15 protein-coding genes and 2 pseudogenes are annotated in these 15,589 nt (G+C 73.8%); 13 read left to right on the top strand and 4 right to left on the bottom strand.

What is annotated here, in order from left to right; translation table 11 throughout:
* Nucleotides 1–2 precede the first annotated feature (2 nt).
* The 6 genes and pseudogenes from V1L54_RS18545 to V1L54_RS18520 form a co-directional block, all read left to right on the top strand.
* On the top strand, nt 3–620 hold the full coding sequence (locus V1L54_RS18545) for a class I SAM-dependent methyltransferase (protein ID WP_330119163.1): 618 nt from the start codon (nt 3–5) through the stop codon (nt 618–620).
* Nucleotides 620–1,633 (top strand): HNH endonuclease, encoded by a 1,014-nt coding sequence (locus V1L54_RS18540; RefSeq protein WP_330119162.1) that lies wholly within the window; start codon nt 620–622, stop codon nt 1,631–1,633. The genes V1L54_RS18545 and V1L54_RS18540 overlap by 1 nt, the downstream gene beginning before the upstream one ends.
* An 819-nt stretch (nt 1,634–2,452) precedes the next feature.
* Nucleotides 2,453–3,955: an amidohydrolase family protein gene (locus tag V1L54_RS18535; protein ID WP_330119161.1), complete on the top strand. Its 1,503-nt coding sequence runs from the start codon at nt 2,453–2,455 to the stop codon at nt 3,953–3,955.
* Nucleotides 3,956–4,084: 129 nt separating this feature from the next.
* Complete coding sequence (locus tag V1L54_RS18530; protein WP_330119160.1) at nt 4,085–4,441, top strand: PRC-barrel domain-containing protein; 357 nt, start codon at nt 4,085–4,087, stop codon at nt 4,439–4,441.
* 49 nt (nt 4,442–4,490) lie between these two features.
* A complete protein-coding gene (locus tag V1L54_RS18525; protein WP_330119159.1) occupies nt 4,491–4,661 on the top strand; it encodes a hypothetical protein in 171 nt (56 codons plus the stop codon).
* Nucleotides 4,662–5,292: 631 nt separating this feature from the next.
* A pseudogene (locus V1L54_RS18520) lies at nt 5,293–5,526 on the top strand (transposase); the annotation flags it as partial.
* Here V1L54_RS18520 and V1L54_RS18515 read toward each other — a convergent pair.
* Both V1L54_RS18515 and V1L54_RS18510 read right to left on the bottom strand, forming a co-directional pair.
* Complete coding sequence (locus V1L54_RS18515) at nt 5,516–5,872, bottom strand: hypothetical protein (protein WP_330119158.1); 357 nt, start codon at nt 5,870–5,872, stop codon at nt 5,516–5,518. The pseudogene V1L54_RS18520 and the gene V1L54_RS18515 sit on opposite strands and share 11 nt — an antisense overlap.
* Nucleotides 5,873–6,530: 658 nt before the next feature.
* Complete coding sequence (locus tag V1L54_RS18510) at nt 6,531–6,968, bottom strand: DUF2267 domain-containing protein (protein WP_330119157.1); 438 nt, start codon at nt 6,966–6,968, stop codon at nt 6,531–6,533.
* A 422-nt stretch (nt 6,969–7,390) separates the two neighbouring features.
* Between V1L54_RS18510 and V1L54_RS18505 the strand changes: the two genes are divergently transcribed.
* The gene (locus V1L54_RS18505; protein ID WP_330119267.1) at nt 7,391–8,059 is read left to right on the top strand and encodes a lytic polysaccharide monooxygenase auxiliary activity family 9 protein; all 669 of its coding nucleotides are present in this window, start codon (nt 7,391–7,393) and stop codon (nt 8,057–8,059) included.
* Nucleotides 8,060–8,141: 82 nt separating this feature from the next.
* Here the strand turns inward: V1L54_RS18505 and V1L54_RS18500 are convergent, their stop codons facing one another.
* A complete protein-coding gene (locus tag V1L54_RS18500) occupies nt 8,142–9,542 on the bottom strand; it encodes a PP2C family protein-serine/threonine phosphatase (RefSeq protein WP_330119156.1) in 1,401 nt (466 codons plus the stop codon).
* Between the two features lie 321 nt (nt 9,543–9,863).
* Here V1L54_RS18500 and V1L54_RS18495 point away from each other — a divergent pair, with 321 nt between their 5' ends.
* Entirely contained in the window at nt 9,864–10,541 is a 678-nt protein-coding gene (locus tag V1L54_RS18495) for an enoyl-CoA hydratase-related protein (protein WP_330119155.1), read from the top strand.
* 76 nt (nt 10,542–10,617) lie between these two features.
* Here V1L54_RS18495 and V1L54_RS18490 read toward each other — a convergent pair whose 3' ends face one another.
* Complete coding sequence (locus V1L54_RS18490) at nt 10,618–11,034, bottom strand: nuclear transport factor 2 family protein (RefSeq protein WP_330119154.1); 417 nt, start codon at nt 11,032–11,034, stop codon at nt 10,618–10,620.
* A gap of 50 nt (nt 11,035–11,084) precedes the next feature.
* On the opposite strand from V1L54_RS18490, the gene V1L54_RS18485 reads away from it, so the two are divergent.
* The 5 genes and pseudogenes from V1L54_RS18485 (at nt 11,085) to V1L54_RS18465 (ending at nt 15,581) form a co-directional block, all read left to right on the top strand.
* Nucleotides 11,085–11,564: a MarR family winged helix-turn-helix transcriptional regulator gene (locus V1L54_RS18485; protein ID WP_330119153.1), complete on the top strand. Its 480-nt coding sequence runs from the start codon at nt 11,085–11,087 to the stop codon at nt 11,562–11,564.
* Between the two features lie 121 nt (nt 11,565–11,685).
* On the top strand, nt 11,686–12,117 hold the full coding sequence (locus V1L54_RS18480; protein ID WP_443076696.1) for a GntR family transcriptional regulator: 432 nt from the start codon (nt 11,686–11,688) through the stop codon (nt 12,115–12,117).
* The gene (locus V1L54_RS18475; RefSeq protein WP_330119151.1) at nt 12,114–13,130 is read left to right on the top strand and encodes an ABC transporter ATP-binding protein; all 1,017 of its coding nucleotides are present in this window, start codon (nt 12,114–12,116) and stop codon (nt 13,128–13,130) included. The genes V1L54_RS18480 and V1L54_RS18475 overlap by 4 nt, the downstream gene beginning before the upstream one ends.
* A gap of 228 nt (nt 13,131–13,358) precedes the next feature.
* Nucleotides 13,359–14,357 carry an alpha/beta hydrolase gene (locus V1L54_RS18470; RefSeq protein WP_330119150.1) on the top strand — a complete coding sequence of 333 codons (999 nt, stop codon included), beginning with the start codon at nt 13,359–13,361 and terminating at the stop codon, nt 14,355–14,357.
* Nucleotides 14,350–15,581, top strand: a pseudogene (locus tag V1L54_RS18465) (acyltransferase family protein). Before V1L54_RS18470 ends, V1L54_RS18465 begins: the two are co-directional and overlap by 8 nt.
* The last annotated feature ends 8 nt before the right edge of the window (nt 15,582–15,589 follow it).

Raw genomic sequence — 15,589 nt, 5'->3', positions numbered from 1 at the left:
GCATGGCTCGGCTGCCGGGGACCGTGGGCTACGGGGAGGACGCCGAGGCGCTGGCCTGCCTGTACGAGGGGGTGACGTTTGAGGACGTGCACGGGGATCTTCTGCCGTGGCTGCCGCCCGCTCCGGGCCGGGTGGTCGACATCGGGGCCGGCAGCGGCCGGGACGCCGCCGCGCTGGCCGCGCGCGGTTATGCGGTGGTGGCGGTCGAGCCCACTTCGGAGCTGCGGCGGATCGGGCAGCGCCTCCACGCCGGCGCGGCGATCGAGTGGGTGGATGCCGCCCTGCCTGCCCTGACCGGTCTGTGCGGGCCCTTCGATCTGGTGCTGCTGTCCGCGGTATGGATGCACCTGGACAGCCGCGAGCGAGTCGAGGGCATGCGGCGGGTGGCCGAGCTGACCGCGCCCGGGGTGTGTGTGGCCATGTCGCTGCGGCACGGACCGCCTCCGGCCGGGCGGCGGATGTTCGATGTGTCCGCGGCCGAGACCGTCGCCCTGGCCGAACGGTTCGGCTTGACCGTGGTGCACCGCGGCGAGGGGCCGGACCGGCTGGGCCGGGCGGAGGTGCGCTGGAGCACACTGGTCTTCCGTACGCAGCACCGTGCCGTCGTGGGGAGGAAGTGATGACGGCGGAGTTCTATCGGGTCGAGCCGAGCGCCCGGACCTCCTGGCGGCTGGCGGTGCTGATGGGAGCCAACACCCGCACCTACAAGTTCGCCCTCGGGACCGCGCTGCTGGAGTACGCCGCCCAGGACCGCACCGAGGTGACGCTGGACGAGATCGCCGTGCCCTACGCCATGGGCCTGGTGGTGCATCTAGCCGAAGCGCCCCAGGCGCCGTCCGGGCCGCTGCTGGGCAAGCCGGACTTCCTGACCGTGGCCCGGCAGGAAACCGAGGGGTCCACCACGTTGGGCCATCCCACCGAGCGGCTCCTGGACGCGGCGGTGCGGTCCATGCCCGCGATGGTGATGCAGAAGTTCCACAACCTGGGCGGCGGCACCGAGGTGGCCCACCGCTTCTACGAGCTGGTCGGCAGCCCGCGGAAGCGGATCGTGCGCCTGACCGCAGACCTGCGCCAGGTCGCCCGGTCCGAGCAGGCCGCCGGGCTGCGCACCGAGCTGGGCGCGCGGTGGAGCATCGTGGAGAGCTCTTTCGCCGCCGGCGTCGGCCGCAGCCTCATCACCGAGGGCGTCGCGGTGGACTGGGCCACGCTGAAACTCACGGACAAGCACCGCCGCCGCTCGGTCACCGGAGTCGCCGACGCCCTGATCGGCTTCCAGCACGGCCGGTGCCTGCTCTGCACGGCCCCCCTCACCCCCGGCGACGAAATCGCCGTCGATCACGTCTTCCCTCACTCGCTGATGCGGCGCTTCGGTGCCGTCTCCGGTTGGCGCGGCCCCGACCTGGATGTCATCTGGAACCTCGCCCCCACCCACCAGACCTGCAACAGCGCCAAGAGCGACCGGCTACCCACCCCCGAAGAACTCCACCGCCTCGCCCAGCGCAACGAGGCGATCCTGCAATCCCCCCACCCCCTTAAGAAAACCCTGCAACTCACCCTCCGCAGCGCGGGGTACAGCAGTGAACCTCGACAGTGGCCGGCCTTCCTGCGCCAGGTCCAGGCCGCCTGCGACTGACCACGCCAGTGACCGCTTCCACCAGCACCGAAGACAGGTGCAGTACAGCAGCGGAGTACAGCAACCACCACGACCGCAGCCAACCGACAGCGGCTCCAGGCTGGCCGGATGACTGGGCGCGGAGACCTCAGTGACCGTAGTGCCGGTAGCCCGGGACGAAGCGGTTGCGATGTAAGCGCCGGACACTCTAGGAACCCGGAACTCCGAGACGGTTGCTGCCCGGGCACAAGCTGTGGACTGAGGCAGTTTCAACTCGCCGAGTTGGTCTCAGTCCTGGTCTCGGTTGGCTGATGTTCTGGGGCGGTCCACGTTCATCCATCAGCGTCCATCAAGGCGCTGAGCTGCGACGCTGCCTTCTTGGCGGACGCTGGCGGACGGTCGCGGAACAAGATCGGACAACTCGTAATGCGTAGGTCAAGGGTTCGATTCCCTTAGGCGGCTCACTCCGGGAAGGGCCCAGGTCACGTCTGTGACCTGGGCCCTTCCGCGTTATTTGATCCTGCGGCGGCGCCGGGCGCGGGCCTCCCTGGTGGGGCTGGCCCCGGTTCTGGTCTCAGTCCGCGGCCGGAGAGCGTCCCCCAAGGCGGTGGCCCCTGCCGGGGGGCGGGGGAGCCGCCCGTGACCGATTCCGGGTGGGTCCGGGGAAGGCGCTGTTCCCGTGCCCGCGTGGTCCTCCTATTCTCGCGGCCCGGCAGAAGGAAGGGAGCAGCCGCGCCCGTGTACGCGCCCTCACCCCGGTGCGGCCGTACCGGCGGGGCAGCGGCCGACAACCGGAAACACCGGAAACGCCGAGAGCGCCGAGAAGGGGAGAGCCTGACCATGGCCACGGACACCACTCCCGCCACGGACCCGCGGGACTTCGTCCCCGGCCGTCCCGTCGTCTTCCGCCGTGCCACGGTGCTGGCCGTGGACACCGGCGAGGTGGTGGAGGGGGGCGACGTACTGGTCACCGGGGACCGTGTCGAGGCGGTCGGCCGCAGGCTGGCCGTTCCCGCCGGGACGGCCGAGATCGACGCCGCCGGCGGCATCCTGCTGCCCGGCATGGTCGACACCCACCGCCACATGTACCAGACGGCGCTGCGCGGCATCGGCGCGGACTGGACCCTCGGCCAGTACTTCGCCTTCTGCTACCTGAACTGGGGCGAGGTGTTCCGGCCCCGGGACGTCCACGCCGGCAACCTGCTGGCCGCCGTCGAGGCGCTCGACGCGGGGGTGACCACCGTCCTGGACTGGTCGCACGGCCTGCGGACCCCGGAGCACGCCGACGCCGCCGTGGACGCGCTCCGGGCCGTGCCCGGCCGCCATGTCCTCGCGTACGGCAACCTGCTCGGCGCCCCCTGGGAGTGGGCCACCGGCGCCGACTTCAGGACCTTCGCGGAGCGCCGGTTCACCCCGGGGGACGACATGCTCGGTCTCCAGCTGGCCTTCGACGTCACCGGTGACCCGGCCTTCCCCGAGCGGGCGGCGTTCGAGGCGGCGCGCGAGCTGGGGCTGCGCGTGACCACCCACGCCGGGGTGTGGGGCGCCACCGACGACGACAGCATCCGGCTGATGTGGGAGCACGGCTTCATGACCCCCGCGGTGACCTACGTGCACGCCGCGTCGCTGTCCCCGGACTCCTACCGGCGCATCGCGGACACCGGCGGCACCGCCTCGGTCGCCGCGGAGAGCGAGCTCAACGCGGGCCAGGGGTACCCGCCGACCCGGCGGCTGCGCGAGCACGGGATACCGGTGTCCCTGTCCACGGACTCCGCCATGTGGGGGAGCGCCGACCTGTTCTCCGCCATGCGCGCCACCCTGAACGCCGCACGGGGCAGGGCACATCTGGCGGCCCACGAGCGCGGTGAGACGGTGTCCCACCACCGGCTGCGCGCCGAGGACGTCGTACGGTGGGCCACGCTGGGGGGCGCGCGGACCCTCGGCCTCGACTCCGTGACGGGCAGCGTCACCCCGGGCAGGAAGGCGGATCTCGTCCTGGTGAAGAACGACCGGTCGCCCGCCATGTCACCGGTCGTCCACCCCTACGGGCACATCGTGCTCCAGGCGGGCCGCGGTGACGTGCACACCGTCATGGTCGACGGCCGGGTCGTCAAGTACGAGCACGCGCTGCTCGGCGGCCTCCGCGACTGCCTGGCCGCCGCCCGCGCGGCCGCCGCGGAGACCGTCGAGCACGTTCGCGCTGCCATGGGCGAGAAGGAGTGGCGGGCCGTCCGCGAGCCCGTACTCCCGGACGGCGGGGGGAGTTCCAGTCCTTACACCTACGCCTCCCGGGACGGGGATGACGGCGGCGAGGGCGGTGACGGCGGCGGGCCGGAGGTGTAGCGGGACCGGCGCCGCCCCGTGCCATCGAGCGGCGAATACCGGGAACGTTCTGTACGGGAGGGGGCCGCAGCCGCGGCACGGCCCCCGGGAAGACCCGTACCGACCGACGATCCGCACAGGGAGCAGAGCATGATCCAGACGGCTGACATCCGCGAATGGCGCAACCGTGACGTCATCGACCCGGAGGGGCACAAGATAGGCGTGCTGGAGGCGGTCTACGTGGACACGGTGACCGACGAGCCCGCCATGGCCACCGTCCGCACCGGACTGCCCACCCGCCAGCGCCTGGTGTTCGTCCCCGTCGGCGAGGCGGTCGCCGGGCCGGACTACGTCCAGGTGCCGTACGACAAGGCGCTGGTGAAGAAGGCCCCGGCCATCGGCACGGACGACGTGCTGCCCGCCGAGCAGGAGGAGTCGGTCTTCCGGCACTACGACCTGGCCTACCAGCCGGGCGGCAACGGTGAGCGGCGGCTGGCCCGCCGCTGACCGGCCGCTCCCGACCAGCGCGAAACCCTGCGAAAGGGGTGCTCACAACATGGCGCTCTTCCTGTTCCTCGTTCTTGTGGCCGTCGTCCTGGGAATCATCGGGGTGGTGGCGGAGACCCTGGCCTACCTGCTGGCCGTCGGCATCGCGGTCCTGGTGGCCGCCTTCGTCCTCCTCGCCGTACGGCTGACCATGCGCTCCCGCCGCCGGCCGGTCCGGTGAGGGACGCTTTCCGGGCTTTTCCGGAGCGGCGGCCGGGTGGCATTCCGGTCACGGGCTTCTCGTCCCGCGCGGTCCGGGCCGGGCCGGCGGCCGCGCCCGGGAGGCGAAGCGCCCCCGGCTCACAACGTGGACCGAACTGCCCCTCCCCACACTCGCCCTGCGCGCGCTGCTGGAGGCCCAGGGCAAGGTGGTGGAGCGACTGCCTTACGACATCCTCGGCGTCGAAGAGCCACCGCTGTCGGTGATCTACGTCCGCCGACAGGTGCGTGCCCAGCCGGCGGGGGAAGCCCGCCGCTGGGCGACGAGCCGCAGATCGTCACCGGCGCCCGGCACGGTGGGAACGACGGCGATCGCAAGACACAGACGTCCGACGCCCTGCCCCCGCTTCCCGAGGCGCTCGCCGGACACGAGCATCTGCTGATCACTGGTGAGCCCGGCGCGGGCAAGTCCACACTCTCCAGCCATCTCGCCTGGTCGCTGTCCAGGACCTGGCTGCGCGAGGCCAGCAGCCTCCAGGCGCCGGTCCCCGAACCCGTCCCACCTCTGCGGATCGCGGGCCGCAAAAGGGGGCCACTGACGGGACCGGATCCGACCGACCGCGGCAAGCTGGGGCCCAAGATCCACGACCACCTGCGCGTGGCTCTGTCGACGGGGGATCCGCCACCGCATTGCCCGCAAGGGCGTCGAGTCCTCGCAGCGGCTGGGCCGACATCGCTGGGTAGTCGAAAGAACCGTGGCCTGGCTGGCAGGCTGCCGAAGGCTCCACCGCCGCTATGAACGCAAGGCCGAACACTTCCTCGCCTTCGTCGGCATAGCCGCGACCCTGGTCGGCTACCGCCGGTTGGCGGCCCCGCTCACGGCCTGAGCCGGTCCTGCTGAACATCGAAGCAGACCAGCCCCATGGACTCCGCGACGGCCGCCGCGTAGGCAGACGCCTCCTCAGCCATGCTCCACCGCATGGCGAAGTAGATCAGCGGACCACTGGCCTCATCGATCAACGGCCCGGTTGACCAGGGCGAGGTGTCCTCTTCGTCCTCGGTGATGTCGTGCCACCGTTCAAGCAACACAGCCACGTACGCCGCAATGCGTTCGGACGGAGGCTCTTCCACCTCGCCGTCGATGTGGCGGTCGTACAGGTCGCTGAAGACCTGGCCAGCGGTCTTGTCATCCGCCGGCCTCTCGCCTTCCCAGACAGCAAGGTCGTAACTCATGCCGCGGAGACTCCCACGTCGCACTGACACTCACCCGGTCGGTCAACGGCACGAGTGTCAGCCATAAGAAACGATGCCTGAAGGAGGTGTGCGGCGAGGTACGCCATCAAGGATCCAACTGGCTGGCGGGCGTCCTGGACGCGGTCGGGGAGCACGACGACTCCCTGGAGCACCTTCCGGGCTTCTTCGCGCGTGAGCTGGTCGAGGCACCCGCGGCCGATAGTGAGCACGTCATGTACGCCTTGGGCGCGATCCTCATCGTCCTGCCGACCGCGCGTACGAGAACGGTCTCGGCGCCGGGCGGCCGCAGCGGACGCGGTCAGGCCCTGCCGGCTCTTGAGGATGCCGAGCGGCAGCAGCCGGGCGCCTCCCGGCCGACCCGTGCCAGGAGGACGTGCGGACGGCGAACCCCGGAACTCCGGCTCGTTCCGGAGTGCCGTCCCGCGCACCTCGCGCAGTGCCCGCTAGCGGGTGAGCACCTGGCCCGCGCCGTGGCAGGCGAGAGAACGCATCGTTGTCCGCCGCGTCGGCCACGACGTACGAGGTGGTGCCCGGCGTGCCGGGCATCCGCCCCTCACCCGCCGCCCGGCGCGGAACGGAACGGGGTCTCCCGTCACCGGCTCGGTGGTCGCGGCGCGCACGGCCGGCCGCGGGGCCGTCAGGCCGAGACGGGGGCCGGTTCGAAGAGGGTGCGGACGCCGTGCGGCAGCTGCTCCATGGCCCGGTCCAGCTGACCGGGCGACAGACGCCCGCGCACGGTGTCGGTGACCGCGGGGACGATCCGGGGGACAGCCTCGGTGCTGACCATGGCCTCCTGCGCGAAGCGGTTCACGAAGGCCGTGCGGTCGTACTTGACCGGCACGCTGCTCGGGACCCAGCCGTCGTAGTAGACCCCGCGCAGCAGTTCGGGGAGCTGGGCGGCGAAGTTGGCCGCGGCGTCGACGGTGAGGCGGTCGCGGAGGGTGTGCAGCCAGGTGCGCAGGACCCGGTGGGCGAGGTGGCGGTCCTCGGTCCCCAGGGCTTCCGACACCGCCTTCAACCAGATGTTCGCCGTGTGGATGACGTGTTCGAACTCGGCTGTGTGCGTGGCGGACATGGGACTTCCCCTTACGGAGGGATACGGGGGACGGGCGGGGGCGCGGGCCGTTCCTGTTCGCGGACTTCGTTCCGCCCTGGGTCCAGGGTATTGCGGGTGGGGGCGACCGGCAGCCGGAGCGGGTCCGGACGCCGGGCCGCCGTGCGGCTGCGCGGCGCCGCCCCCCGTGGCAGCGTGAGGCCCACTCTGCCGGAGGGGGCGGGGGGAGGGAACCTGTGAGATCAGAGGGTGGTCCGGGCGGCGGGACGGTCGGTGCCGTGTGGAGCCGAGTGGGCTCCGTTATCGGTTTCTGTCGAATCGTTGTCGAATGTGTTTTGGTCGGACGGTCGCGGGGATAACGCGGCCAAAGCGCCTGGGAGCGCTCCCAGGAACTCCCGGCGCTTCCGGCAGGAGCCCTCATCTCGAAAGGCGAAGAGTCCGTGTTGGATTGTCATGAGCATGATTTAAGGGAGCGCTGGGCGCTCCGGATCCTCGCACTGCTGTCCGCCGTCCTCGTCGGTCTGGTCCCGTGGGCCGAACCGGCCGCCGCCCACGGTTCGGTCATCGATCCCGCCTCCCGCAACTACGGCTGCTGGCTGCGCTGGGGAAGCGACTTCCAGAACCCGGCCATGCAGCGGGAGGACCCCATGTGCTGGCAGGCCTGGCAGGACGACACCAACGCCATGTGGAACTGGAACGGCCTGTACCGCGAGAACGTCGGCGGCGACCACCAGGCGTTCATCCCCGACGGACAGCTGTGCAGCGCCGGCCTCACCGGGGACGGCCGCTACCGGTCCATGGACAACCCGGGCCCGTGGCGGACCACGGACGTCGGCGAGGACTTCACGGTGCACCTGCGCGACCAGGCCCTGCACGGCGCCGACTACCTGCGGGTCTACGTCACCCGGCAGGGCTTCGACCCCACCACCCGGCGGCTGGGCTGGGGCGATCTGGAGCTGCTGGAGACGACCGGGCGGTACGCCCCCGCCTCGGACATCCTGGTCGACGTCAGCGCCCCCGGCCGCACCGGGCACCACATCGTGTACACGATCTGGAAGGCCTCACACGCCGACCAGGTGTACTACATCTGCAGTGACGTGAACTTCTCCTGAGGCGCCGGGACCGGACGCCGCACGGACGGACCCGCCGGCACCGGGCCCGCCCGTGCGGCGGCTCCGCTCCCCGCGCCTGCGGTCAGTCCGGGCGGACGGCGCGCTCCGGAACGCGCAGCACGAGGACGGCCAGGTCGTCGTGCCCGCCGCCGGTGTGCCGGTCGGCCAGGACGCGGCACAGCTCGTCCGGCGGCAGCGCGGCGTGGTCGGCGGCCACCCGGGCGAGTGCCGCCATCGTCTCGTCGAGCGGGCGCCGGGGATCCTCCACCAGCCCGTCGGTGAAGAGCACCACCACGGCCCCGTCCGGCAGGGGACGGGTGTGGTCGGGCCGGGGCAGGCCGGGGTCGACGCCGAGCGGTACGCCGGGTTCGGCGTACAGGTACTCCGCCCGCCGGTCCGGGGTGACCACCAGGGGCGGCGGATGCCCCGCGCTGCTCCAGCGCAGCCGCCAGGCGGTCGCCCCGGCGGAGCCACCGGCCCCGGCGGGCCCGTCCGGTTCGACGCGGGCCAGGCAGGCGGTGGTGACGGGGCTGTCGGCGATCGCCTCCAGGGTGCGGTCGAGCTGGGTGAGGACCAGGCTGGGCGGGGTGCGCCGGTCGTACAGCAGGGCGCGGAGCATGTTGCGGGTCTGGGCCATGGCGGCGGCGGCCGTCAGGTCGTGGCCGATGACGTCGCCGATGACGACCGCGCAGGACCGGTCGGGCAGCAGGATCGCGTCGTACCAGTCGCCGCCGAGCTGCTCGGGCGCGTTCGCCGGCCGGTAGACGGCCGCGCCGCCGAACGGGCGCAGATCGGGCAGCCGGGGCAGCAGCATGCGCTGGAAGTTCTCGGCGCCGGAGCGCACCCGCTCGAACAGCCGGGCGTTCTCGATGGCCACCCCGGCCGCCGCCGCCAGCGCGATGACGATCTCCTCGTCTTCCGCGTCGAAGGGGCGGCCGTCGCGCCGGTCGCTCAGGTACAGGTCCCCGTAGATCTCGCCCCGGACGCCGATCGAGACCCCGAGCAGGGTGCGCATGGGCGGATGGCCGGGCGGGAAGCCCGCCGAGCCGGGATGGGCGGCGATGTCCTCGACCCGCAGTGGCTCGGGGTGGTGGATCAGATGACCGAGCAGGCCGTGGCCGCGCGGCGGTTCGACGCCGGCGAGCGCTGCCTCCTCCCGCTCGTCGAGCCCGACGGGGATGAACCGCGCCAGCCGCTCCCCGGACTCGTCCAGCACGCCGAGCGCTCCGTAACGGGCGTCGACCAGCTCCATCGCGGTGGTGACGACCCGGCGCAGCACCACGGACGGCTCCAGCTCCCGGCTGATGGCCAGGACGGCCTCCAGCAGACCGCGCAGCCGGACCTGGGCGCGGGTGAGCGTCCGGATCTGCTCGGTGACCGGGTCGGAGCCGGGACCGGGGCCGGAATCGGGATCGGCGTTCAGCGCGAGACGCGGACCGGTGAGGTCCCGGTCGTCCTTCAGCGGCCTCCCGGGCTGTTCCATCGGATCTCCTCGTCGCTCCCGCTCCGGCCCGCCGTCCGCCGCCCTTCTCCCGTGCGGGGCGGCGGCCGGCCGTGGTGGCCGATTCTCGCCCACCGGACACCCCGCGGGTGCGCATACCGGGATTTTTCGCCTCGGCGCATCCCTTGTCCGGCTGTCGGGTCCCGGGCGGCACTCCCCGTTCCGCGGGGACGCGCGGGACGGGGGCGCGGTGGCCGGGTGCCCGCCGGGAGCCGGATAACATGCCGTCCGAGTAGTTACTTGCCGGTAGCATCCTGGCGGGAGGGCTCGCCCTCCCGCCTCCCTGACCGAAGGAGCCACCCCATGCCCACGCTGGAGCGCCGGGACGACGTCTTCCTCCTCGACCTCGGGGACACCGAGAACCGCTTCCACCCGGACTGGATCGCCTCGGTCGGCGCGCTGCTCGACGAGGTGGAGAACGCCGAGGGGCCCCGTGCCCTGGTGACGGCGGCCACCGGCAAGTTCTTCTCCAACGGCCTGGACCTCGACTGGCTGCTCGCCCACACCGACCGGGCCGCCGAGTACGCCGCGAGCGTCCAGGAGCTCTTCGCCCGGGTGCTGACCCTGCCGCTGGTCACGGTGGCCGCCCTCCAGGGCCACACCTTCGCGGCCGGCGCCATGCTCTCGCTGTGCCACGACTTCCGGGTGATGCGCGCCGACCGGGGCTACTGGTGCCTGCCCGAGGCCGACATCCACATCCCCTTCACCCCGGGCATGTCCGCCCTGATCCAGGCCAGGCTGACCCCGCGGGCCGCCCACGAGGCCATGGTCACCGCCCGCCGCTACGGGGGCGAGGAGGCCCTCGCCGCCGGGATCGTCGACCGGGCGGTGGCCGAGGAGGCCGTACGCGCCACCGCGCTGGAGATCGCCGGGTCCCTGGCGTCCAAGGCGAGCCCCACGCTCGGTGTGATCAAGTCCCGGATGTACGGCCGGGCCGTCGCGGAACTGCGCGCCGAGGAGATCCCGCTCTCCTTCGGCTGAGGTGCCGGGCGGGCGGCGTCCGGGGCGAGGACGGCGGTTCCCGGGGCCGCGGGCAGGTCCTGGGGAGCCGCCGCCGTCACTGCCGCAGCGGCTCGTAGCAGTCGTAGTTCCGCTGGGCGGTGATCCGGCCGTCCCGGATCTCCAGGAACGCCGCGATGTGGGCGCGCAGGACACGGCCCGCGGGCAGGTCGCCCATCGGCACGGCGAGCGTTCCCGTCCACCGGGCCTCGAGGGCGACCCGGTCGCCGGCCGCGACCGCGTTGAGCACCTCGAAGTCCTGTTCCGCCAGGAGTTCCGCGCCGCGCTCGGCCGCCCGGAGCAGGGCGGCCAGGTCGCTGGTGGCGCCGACGGGGAGGAGGGCGTTGGGCAGCTCGCGGTGCACCACTTCCGGGTGGAGGAAGCGGGCCAGCTCCTCACCCGTGGCACCCCGGGACACGGCTCGGTGGTAGCGGACGGCGAGATCGACGTTGGGGTGTCGCTGAAGCTCCGGCATGCCTGAAACGTTAGTTGTACAACCGAGGTTGTCAAGTGCAGGATGGTGGTGTGCAGCCTGTCGACCCCCGAGAACTGGACACCGGTACCCTCGCCCTCTTCCTGGGTTTCACCGCCGCCGCCCGGGTGGCGGACGAGCTGGCGGCCCGCGGCTTCGCCGGCCTGCGCTTCTCCCACGGCTACGTCTTCCAGCACCTGGTCGACGCGCACCCGACCGTCGGCGAGCTGGCGGGGAAGCTGGACATGACGCAGCAGGGCGCGTCCAAGACCGTGGCCGAACTCGAACGCCTCGGCTATGTGGAACGCGTCCCCGACCCCGCCGACGCCCGGATCCGCCGGGTCGGCCTGACGCCGCGCGGCCGGGCGGCGGTGGAGGCGGCCCGTGCGGCGCGGCGCGCGCTGGAGGAGCGGTTCGGGGAACGGAGCGGGACACGGCGGCTGGCGGAGACCCGTGCCCTGCTGGCGGACCTCCTGGAGGAGCTGGGCGGTACGGCGGCCGTACGCCGCCGCGAGGTACGGCCGCCGCGCTGACGGCCGCGGCCCCGTGCCGCCGGCCGCGCGCGCCCGCCGTCCGCCTCGTTTGACAGGACCGGGCCGCCCCTACATCGTCGGTTCCACCGGCCGGTGGAACCGGCCAGAGGGGGTGAGGGAGATCGAGTTCCGCATCGACAGACGGAGCGGGATCGCCGCCTACCAGCAGATCGTCCTGCAGACCAAGCAGGCCCTGCGGCTCGGCGTGCTGCTGCCGGGCGACCGGCTGCCGACGGCCAAGGAGGTGGCGCGGACCTGCGCGGTCAACCCGAACACGACCCTCAAGGCCTACCGGGAACTGGAGCGGGAGGGACTGGTCGAACCGCGCCCCGGCCTGGGAACGTTCGTGCGCCGGTCGCTGGCCCGGCCCCAGGCCGCCGCCGACTCGCCGCTGCGCGGGGAACTGGCGGAGTGGATGGACCGGGCCCGTGCGGCGGGGCTCGACCGGGAGGATGTGACCGCCCTGGTCACGTCGGTTCTGCAGGAGCGGTACGGCGGCAGCGCGGCGGCCACCGGGAACGGGCCCGGCGGCGCGGGCGGGGAACTCGGGTGAGTGCGGCCCCGGGCCGCGGGGCGCGCGCGGAGGGGGCGGCGGAGTCCGCCGTCGAGGCGTACGGCCTGGGGAAGCGGTACCGGCGCGGCTGGGCGCTCCGGGACTGCTCGTTCCGGCTGCCGGCCGGCCGGGTCTGCGGGCTCATCGGCCCGAACGGCGCCGGCAAGACCACGCTGATGGGGCTGGTGGCGGGTCTGCTGAAGCCGACGACGGGCACCGTCCGGGTGTTCGGCGCGGCCCCCGGGATCGCGGAGGCCGGCCCGCGGGTCGCCTTCCTTCCCCAGGAGAAGCCGCTGTTCAGGCGGTTCACCGTCGCCGAGACCCTGCGGCTGGGCCGGGAACTGAACCCCCGCTGGGACCAGCGGACCGCCGAGCGGATCGTCCGTTCCGGCGGGGTACCCTTCGGCGCGCGGACCGGTGCCCTCTCCGGCGGCCAGCGCACCCGGGTGGCCTTCGCCCTCGCCTTCGGCCGGCGTCCCGACCTGCTCGTCCTGGACGAGCCCGGGGCCGGCCTCGACCCGCTGGCGCGCCGCGAGCTCATGTCCGTCCTGCTGGCCGAGGCCGCCGAGCACGGCACCACCGTGCTGCTCTCCTCCCATCTGCTCGCCGACCTGGAGAACAGCTGCGACTACCTGCTCGTCCTCGCCGCGGGCGGCATCCGGCTGGCCGGCGGGGTCGACGAGGTCCTCACCACCCACACCCTGCTCACCGGGGCGCTCACCGGGGCGCCCGCCGGCCGGGACGTCCCTGCGGAGCTCGCCCGGCACACGGTCGTCGAGTCACGGGTCAGCGGTCGGCAGCTCACCGCGCTCGTGCGGCCCGACGGACCCGTCGCCGGCGGCTGGCGGGCCGACGCCCCCACCCTGGAGGAGATCCTCCTCGCCTACTTCCGCGACTCCGGCGCGCCGCCCCTGATCAGCCCCAGCGCCCACGTCGGTCCGCGGACGGCGGGGGACGGCGCCGCCCCGTGCACACCGGAGCGGCGGGTGCGGGCACCGGGCCGCCCGGGGTGACCGCGGGCGTGCGGAGCCCCGCCCGGGAAGGGCGTGAGCGCCGCGCACGGGGCCGGACGGGCCGTACGCCCGCCGCCGGAGCGGCCCGCGGGTGACCCCGCCCCTACTCGTAGTACCTGAGAGCCACCCGGAAGGTGGGCCCCGTGGAGGGAGGCGGGTGAGGGGGCGCGCTCCATAGTTTCGGTGCCGGAAAGCACGACAGCCGTCCGGCACCGGGAGGAACCCGCCATGCAGCTCCGCGCGCGCGGCAGACGTGTACGGGGTGCACGTCACCTGTGGCGCATCCGACGCGCCCTGCTCACCGCGCTGGTCGCCGCCTCGGTGGCGGTGCCGGTGTCGGGCGCGGCCGGGGCCGCGGACGTACCGGCACCGCCGCCGGCCGCGCTCGGCCCGGTGGACGCGGACTCGGCGGCCCTCGCCGTGCGGTACCGCGCCAACCGCGAGAACATCCTGGCCGCCGCCCGGACGGCCGACGGCCACGGCGACCGGCGGCGGGCCGCCGCGCTGCGCGCCATGGCCGCACCGGACCGGCACTTCCTCACCTTCGACGGCCGCAACGGCGGCCGGTCCGCCGAGGTCCTCGGGAACCTGGCCCGCGCCGAGCGGATCGCCGTCCTCGTCCCCGGCGCGGACACCGACTTCGAGCCCGAGCGGTACGAGAGCCTCCGCGCCGGCGCGGAGGCGCTGTGGTGGGAGCTGGACGGGCGCTCCGCCGTCGTCGCCTGGCTCGGGTACCGGACGCCGAACACGCTGGGCCCCTCGGTGCTGACCACCGGCCGGGCGGAGGGCGCCGCCCCCGCCCTGCGGGGCTTCGTGGCGGAGCTGGCCGCGGCCCGCCCCGGCACCCGGGTCTCCGTCCTGTGCCACTCCTACGGCGCCGTGCTCTGCGGCCGGGCCGCGGCCGGACTGGCGGCCGACGACCTCGTGCTGTACGGCAGCCCCGGCGCCGGTGTCGACAGCGCCGCCGCGCTGCGCACCCGGGCCGCCGTCTGGGCCGGGCGGAGCAGCAGGGACTGGATCGCCCTCGTGCCGCACACCAGGGCCGAACCGGCTGGCGTGTCGATCGGGCTGGGCGCCGATCCGGTGGCCCCGGGCTTCGGGGCGAGGGTCTTTCCGGCGGGTGACGGCGGGCACGGCGACTACCTCAGACCCGGCTCGCTCGCGCTGCGGAACATCGTCCGGATCGTCTCCGGACTCCGGCCGGCCGGGGAGGACGGCCGTGCGTGAGTCCCCGCGCGACGCCGCGCGCACCCTGGCCCGGCGGATCGACGCCGCGACCCCGCCCGGCCGCGACCGGGCCGTCGACGCCCTGCGCGCCCTGGCCGTCCTCGGGGTGGTGTTCGGCCACTGGCTGGTGACCGCCCCGGTCCCCGACAGCGGCACCCTGCACGGCGCCAGCCCCCTCCAGCACCTGACCGGGTTCGTCCCGTTCTCCTGGGTGTTCCAGACCCTGGCGGTCTTCTTCCTGGTGGGCGGGCTGGTGGCGGCGCGGAGCCATACGGCCGCCCGCGCCCGGGGGAGAGCCGCGGGCGGTGGCTGCGCGCCCGGCTGGTCCGGCTGTTCGGACCGGTGACCGTCCTGCTCGCGGTGTGGGCGGTGGCGGTGGCCGTGATGCTCGCCGCCGGGACGAGCGCGGACACGGTCCGCACGATGGTGCGACTGGTGCTGTCGCCGCTGTGGTTCCTGCTGGTCTTCGCCGCGCTGACGGTGGCGACCCCGCTGGTGGCGAGGCTGCACCCGGTCTGGCCGCTGACGGTCGTGCTGTACGTGGACCTGCTGCGGTTCGGGTTCGACGGCCCGCCCTGGACCGGTTCGGTCAACGTACTGGCCGGCTGGCTGGTGCCGTACTGCCTGGGCGCGGCCTGGGCGAGGAACGGCACGCCGGGCCGGGCCGCCGGGTGGACGCTGCTGCTGGGCGGTGCCGCCGCGACCGCCGGGCTCGTGCGGTGGGCGGGCTATCCGGCCTCGATGGTCGGGGTGCCCGGGGCCGGGATCTCCAACCTGGCCCCGCCCACCCCGGCCGCCGTCTGCTTCGGTCTGGCCCAGTGCGGTGCGGCGGTGCTGCTGCTCGGCCCGCTGCGGCGGGCGGTGCGGCGTCCCGCGGTCTGGGCGGCGGTGGCGCTGGTGAACCTGTCGGTGCTGACGGTCTTCCTCTGGCACCAGACGGCGATGATGGCGGTCACCGCGGTCGGTCTGCTCGCGGACGGGCCCCTGACCGGTCTGCACACCGTCCCCGACGAGGCGGGCTGGGCGCTGGTCCGGCTGCTGTGGCTGCCGGTGTTCGCGGTGGCGCTGCTGGTCTGCCTGGCCGCGTTCGGCCCGTACGAGTGGGGGCGGCGGCCGCGGACGGGCGGCGGCCGCACCGAGCGGAGGAACGCCGAGGACGCCGAGCACGCCGAGGACGCCGGGGAGGTGCGCGGTGGACGGCCGGAACCGGCGCGCAGTCGCTAGGGTGGCGT

This window comes from Streptomyces rubellus, assembly GCF_036323805.1.
GTDB lineage: Bacteria > Actinomycetota > Actinomycetes > Streptomycetales > Streptomycetaceae > Streptomyces.
The sequence above is the reverse complement of the archived record's forward strand: the minus strand, read 5'-3'. Positions and strand labels throughout refer to the sequence as shown.

Bases quoted from the DNA above. Each gene is read 5' to 3' on its own strand.
- V1L54_RS18545 (WP_330119163.1), top strand. From the start codon at position 3: ATGGCTCGGCTGCCGGGGACCGTGGGCTACGGGGAGGACGCCGAGGCG.
- V1L54_RS18540 (WP_330119162.1), top strand. From the start codon at position 620: ATGACGGCGGAGTTCTATCGGGTCGAGCCGAGCGCCCGGACCTCCTGG.
- V1L54_RS18535 (WP_330119161.1), top strand. From the start codon at position 2,453: ATGGCCACGGACACCACTCCCGCCACGGACCCGCGGGACTTCGTCCCC.
- V1L54_RS18530 (WP_330119160.1), top strand. From the start codon at position 4,085: ATGATCCAGACGGCTGACATCCGCGAATGGCGCAACCGTGACGTCATC.
- V1L54_RS18525 (WP_330119159.1), top strand. From the start codon at position 4,491: ATGGCGCTCTTCCTGTTCCTCGTTCTTGTGGCCGTCGTCCTGGGAATC.
- V1L54_RS18515 (WP_330119158.1), bottom strand. From the start codon at position 5,872: ATGAGTTACGACCTTGCTGTCTGGGAAGGCGAGAGGCCGGCGGATGAC.
- V1L54_RS18510 (WP_330119157.1), bottom strand. From the start codon at position 6,968: ATGTCCGCCACGCACACAGCCGAGTTCGAACACGTCATCCACACGGCG.
- V1L54_RS18500 (WP_330119156.1), bottom strand. From the start codon at position 9,542: ATGGAACAGCCCGGGAGGCCGCTGAAGGACGACCGGGACCTCACCGGT.
- V1L54_RS18495 (WP_330119155.1), top strand. From the start codon at position 9,864: ATGCCCACGCTGGAGCGCCGGGACGACGTCTTCCTCCTCGACCTCGGG.
- V1L54_RS18490 (WP_330119154.1), bottom strand. From the start codon at position 11,034: ATGCCGGAGCTTCAGCGACACCCCAACGTCGATCTCGCCGTCCGCTAC.
- V1L54_RS18470 (WP_330119150.1), top strand. From the start codon at position 13,359: ATGCAGCTCCGCGCGCGCGGCAGACGTGTACGGGGTGCACGTCACCTG.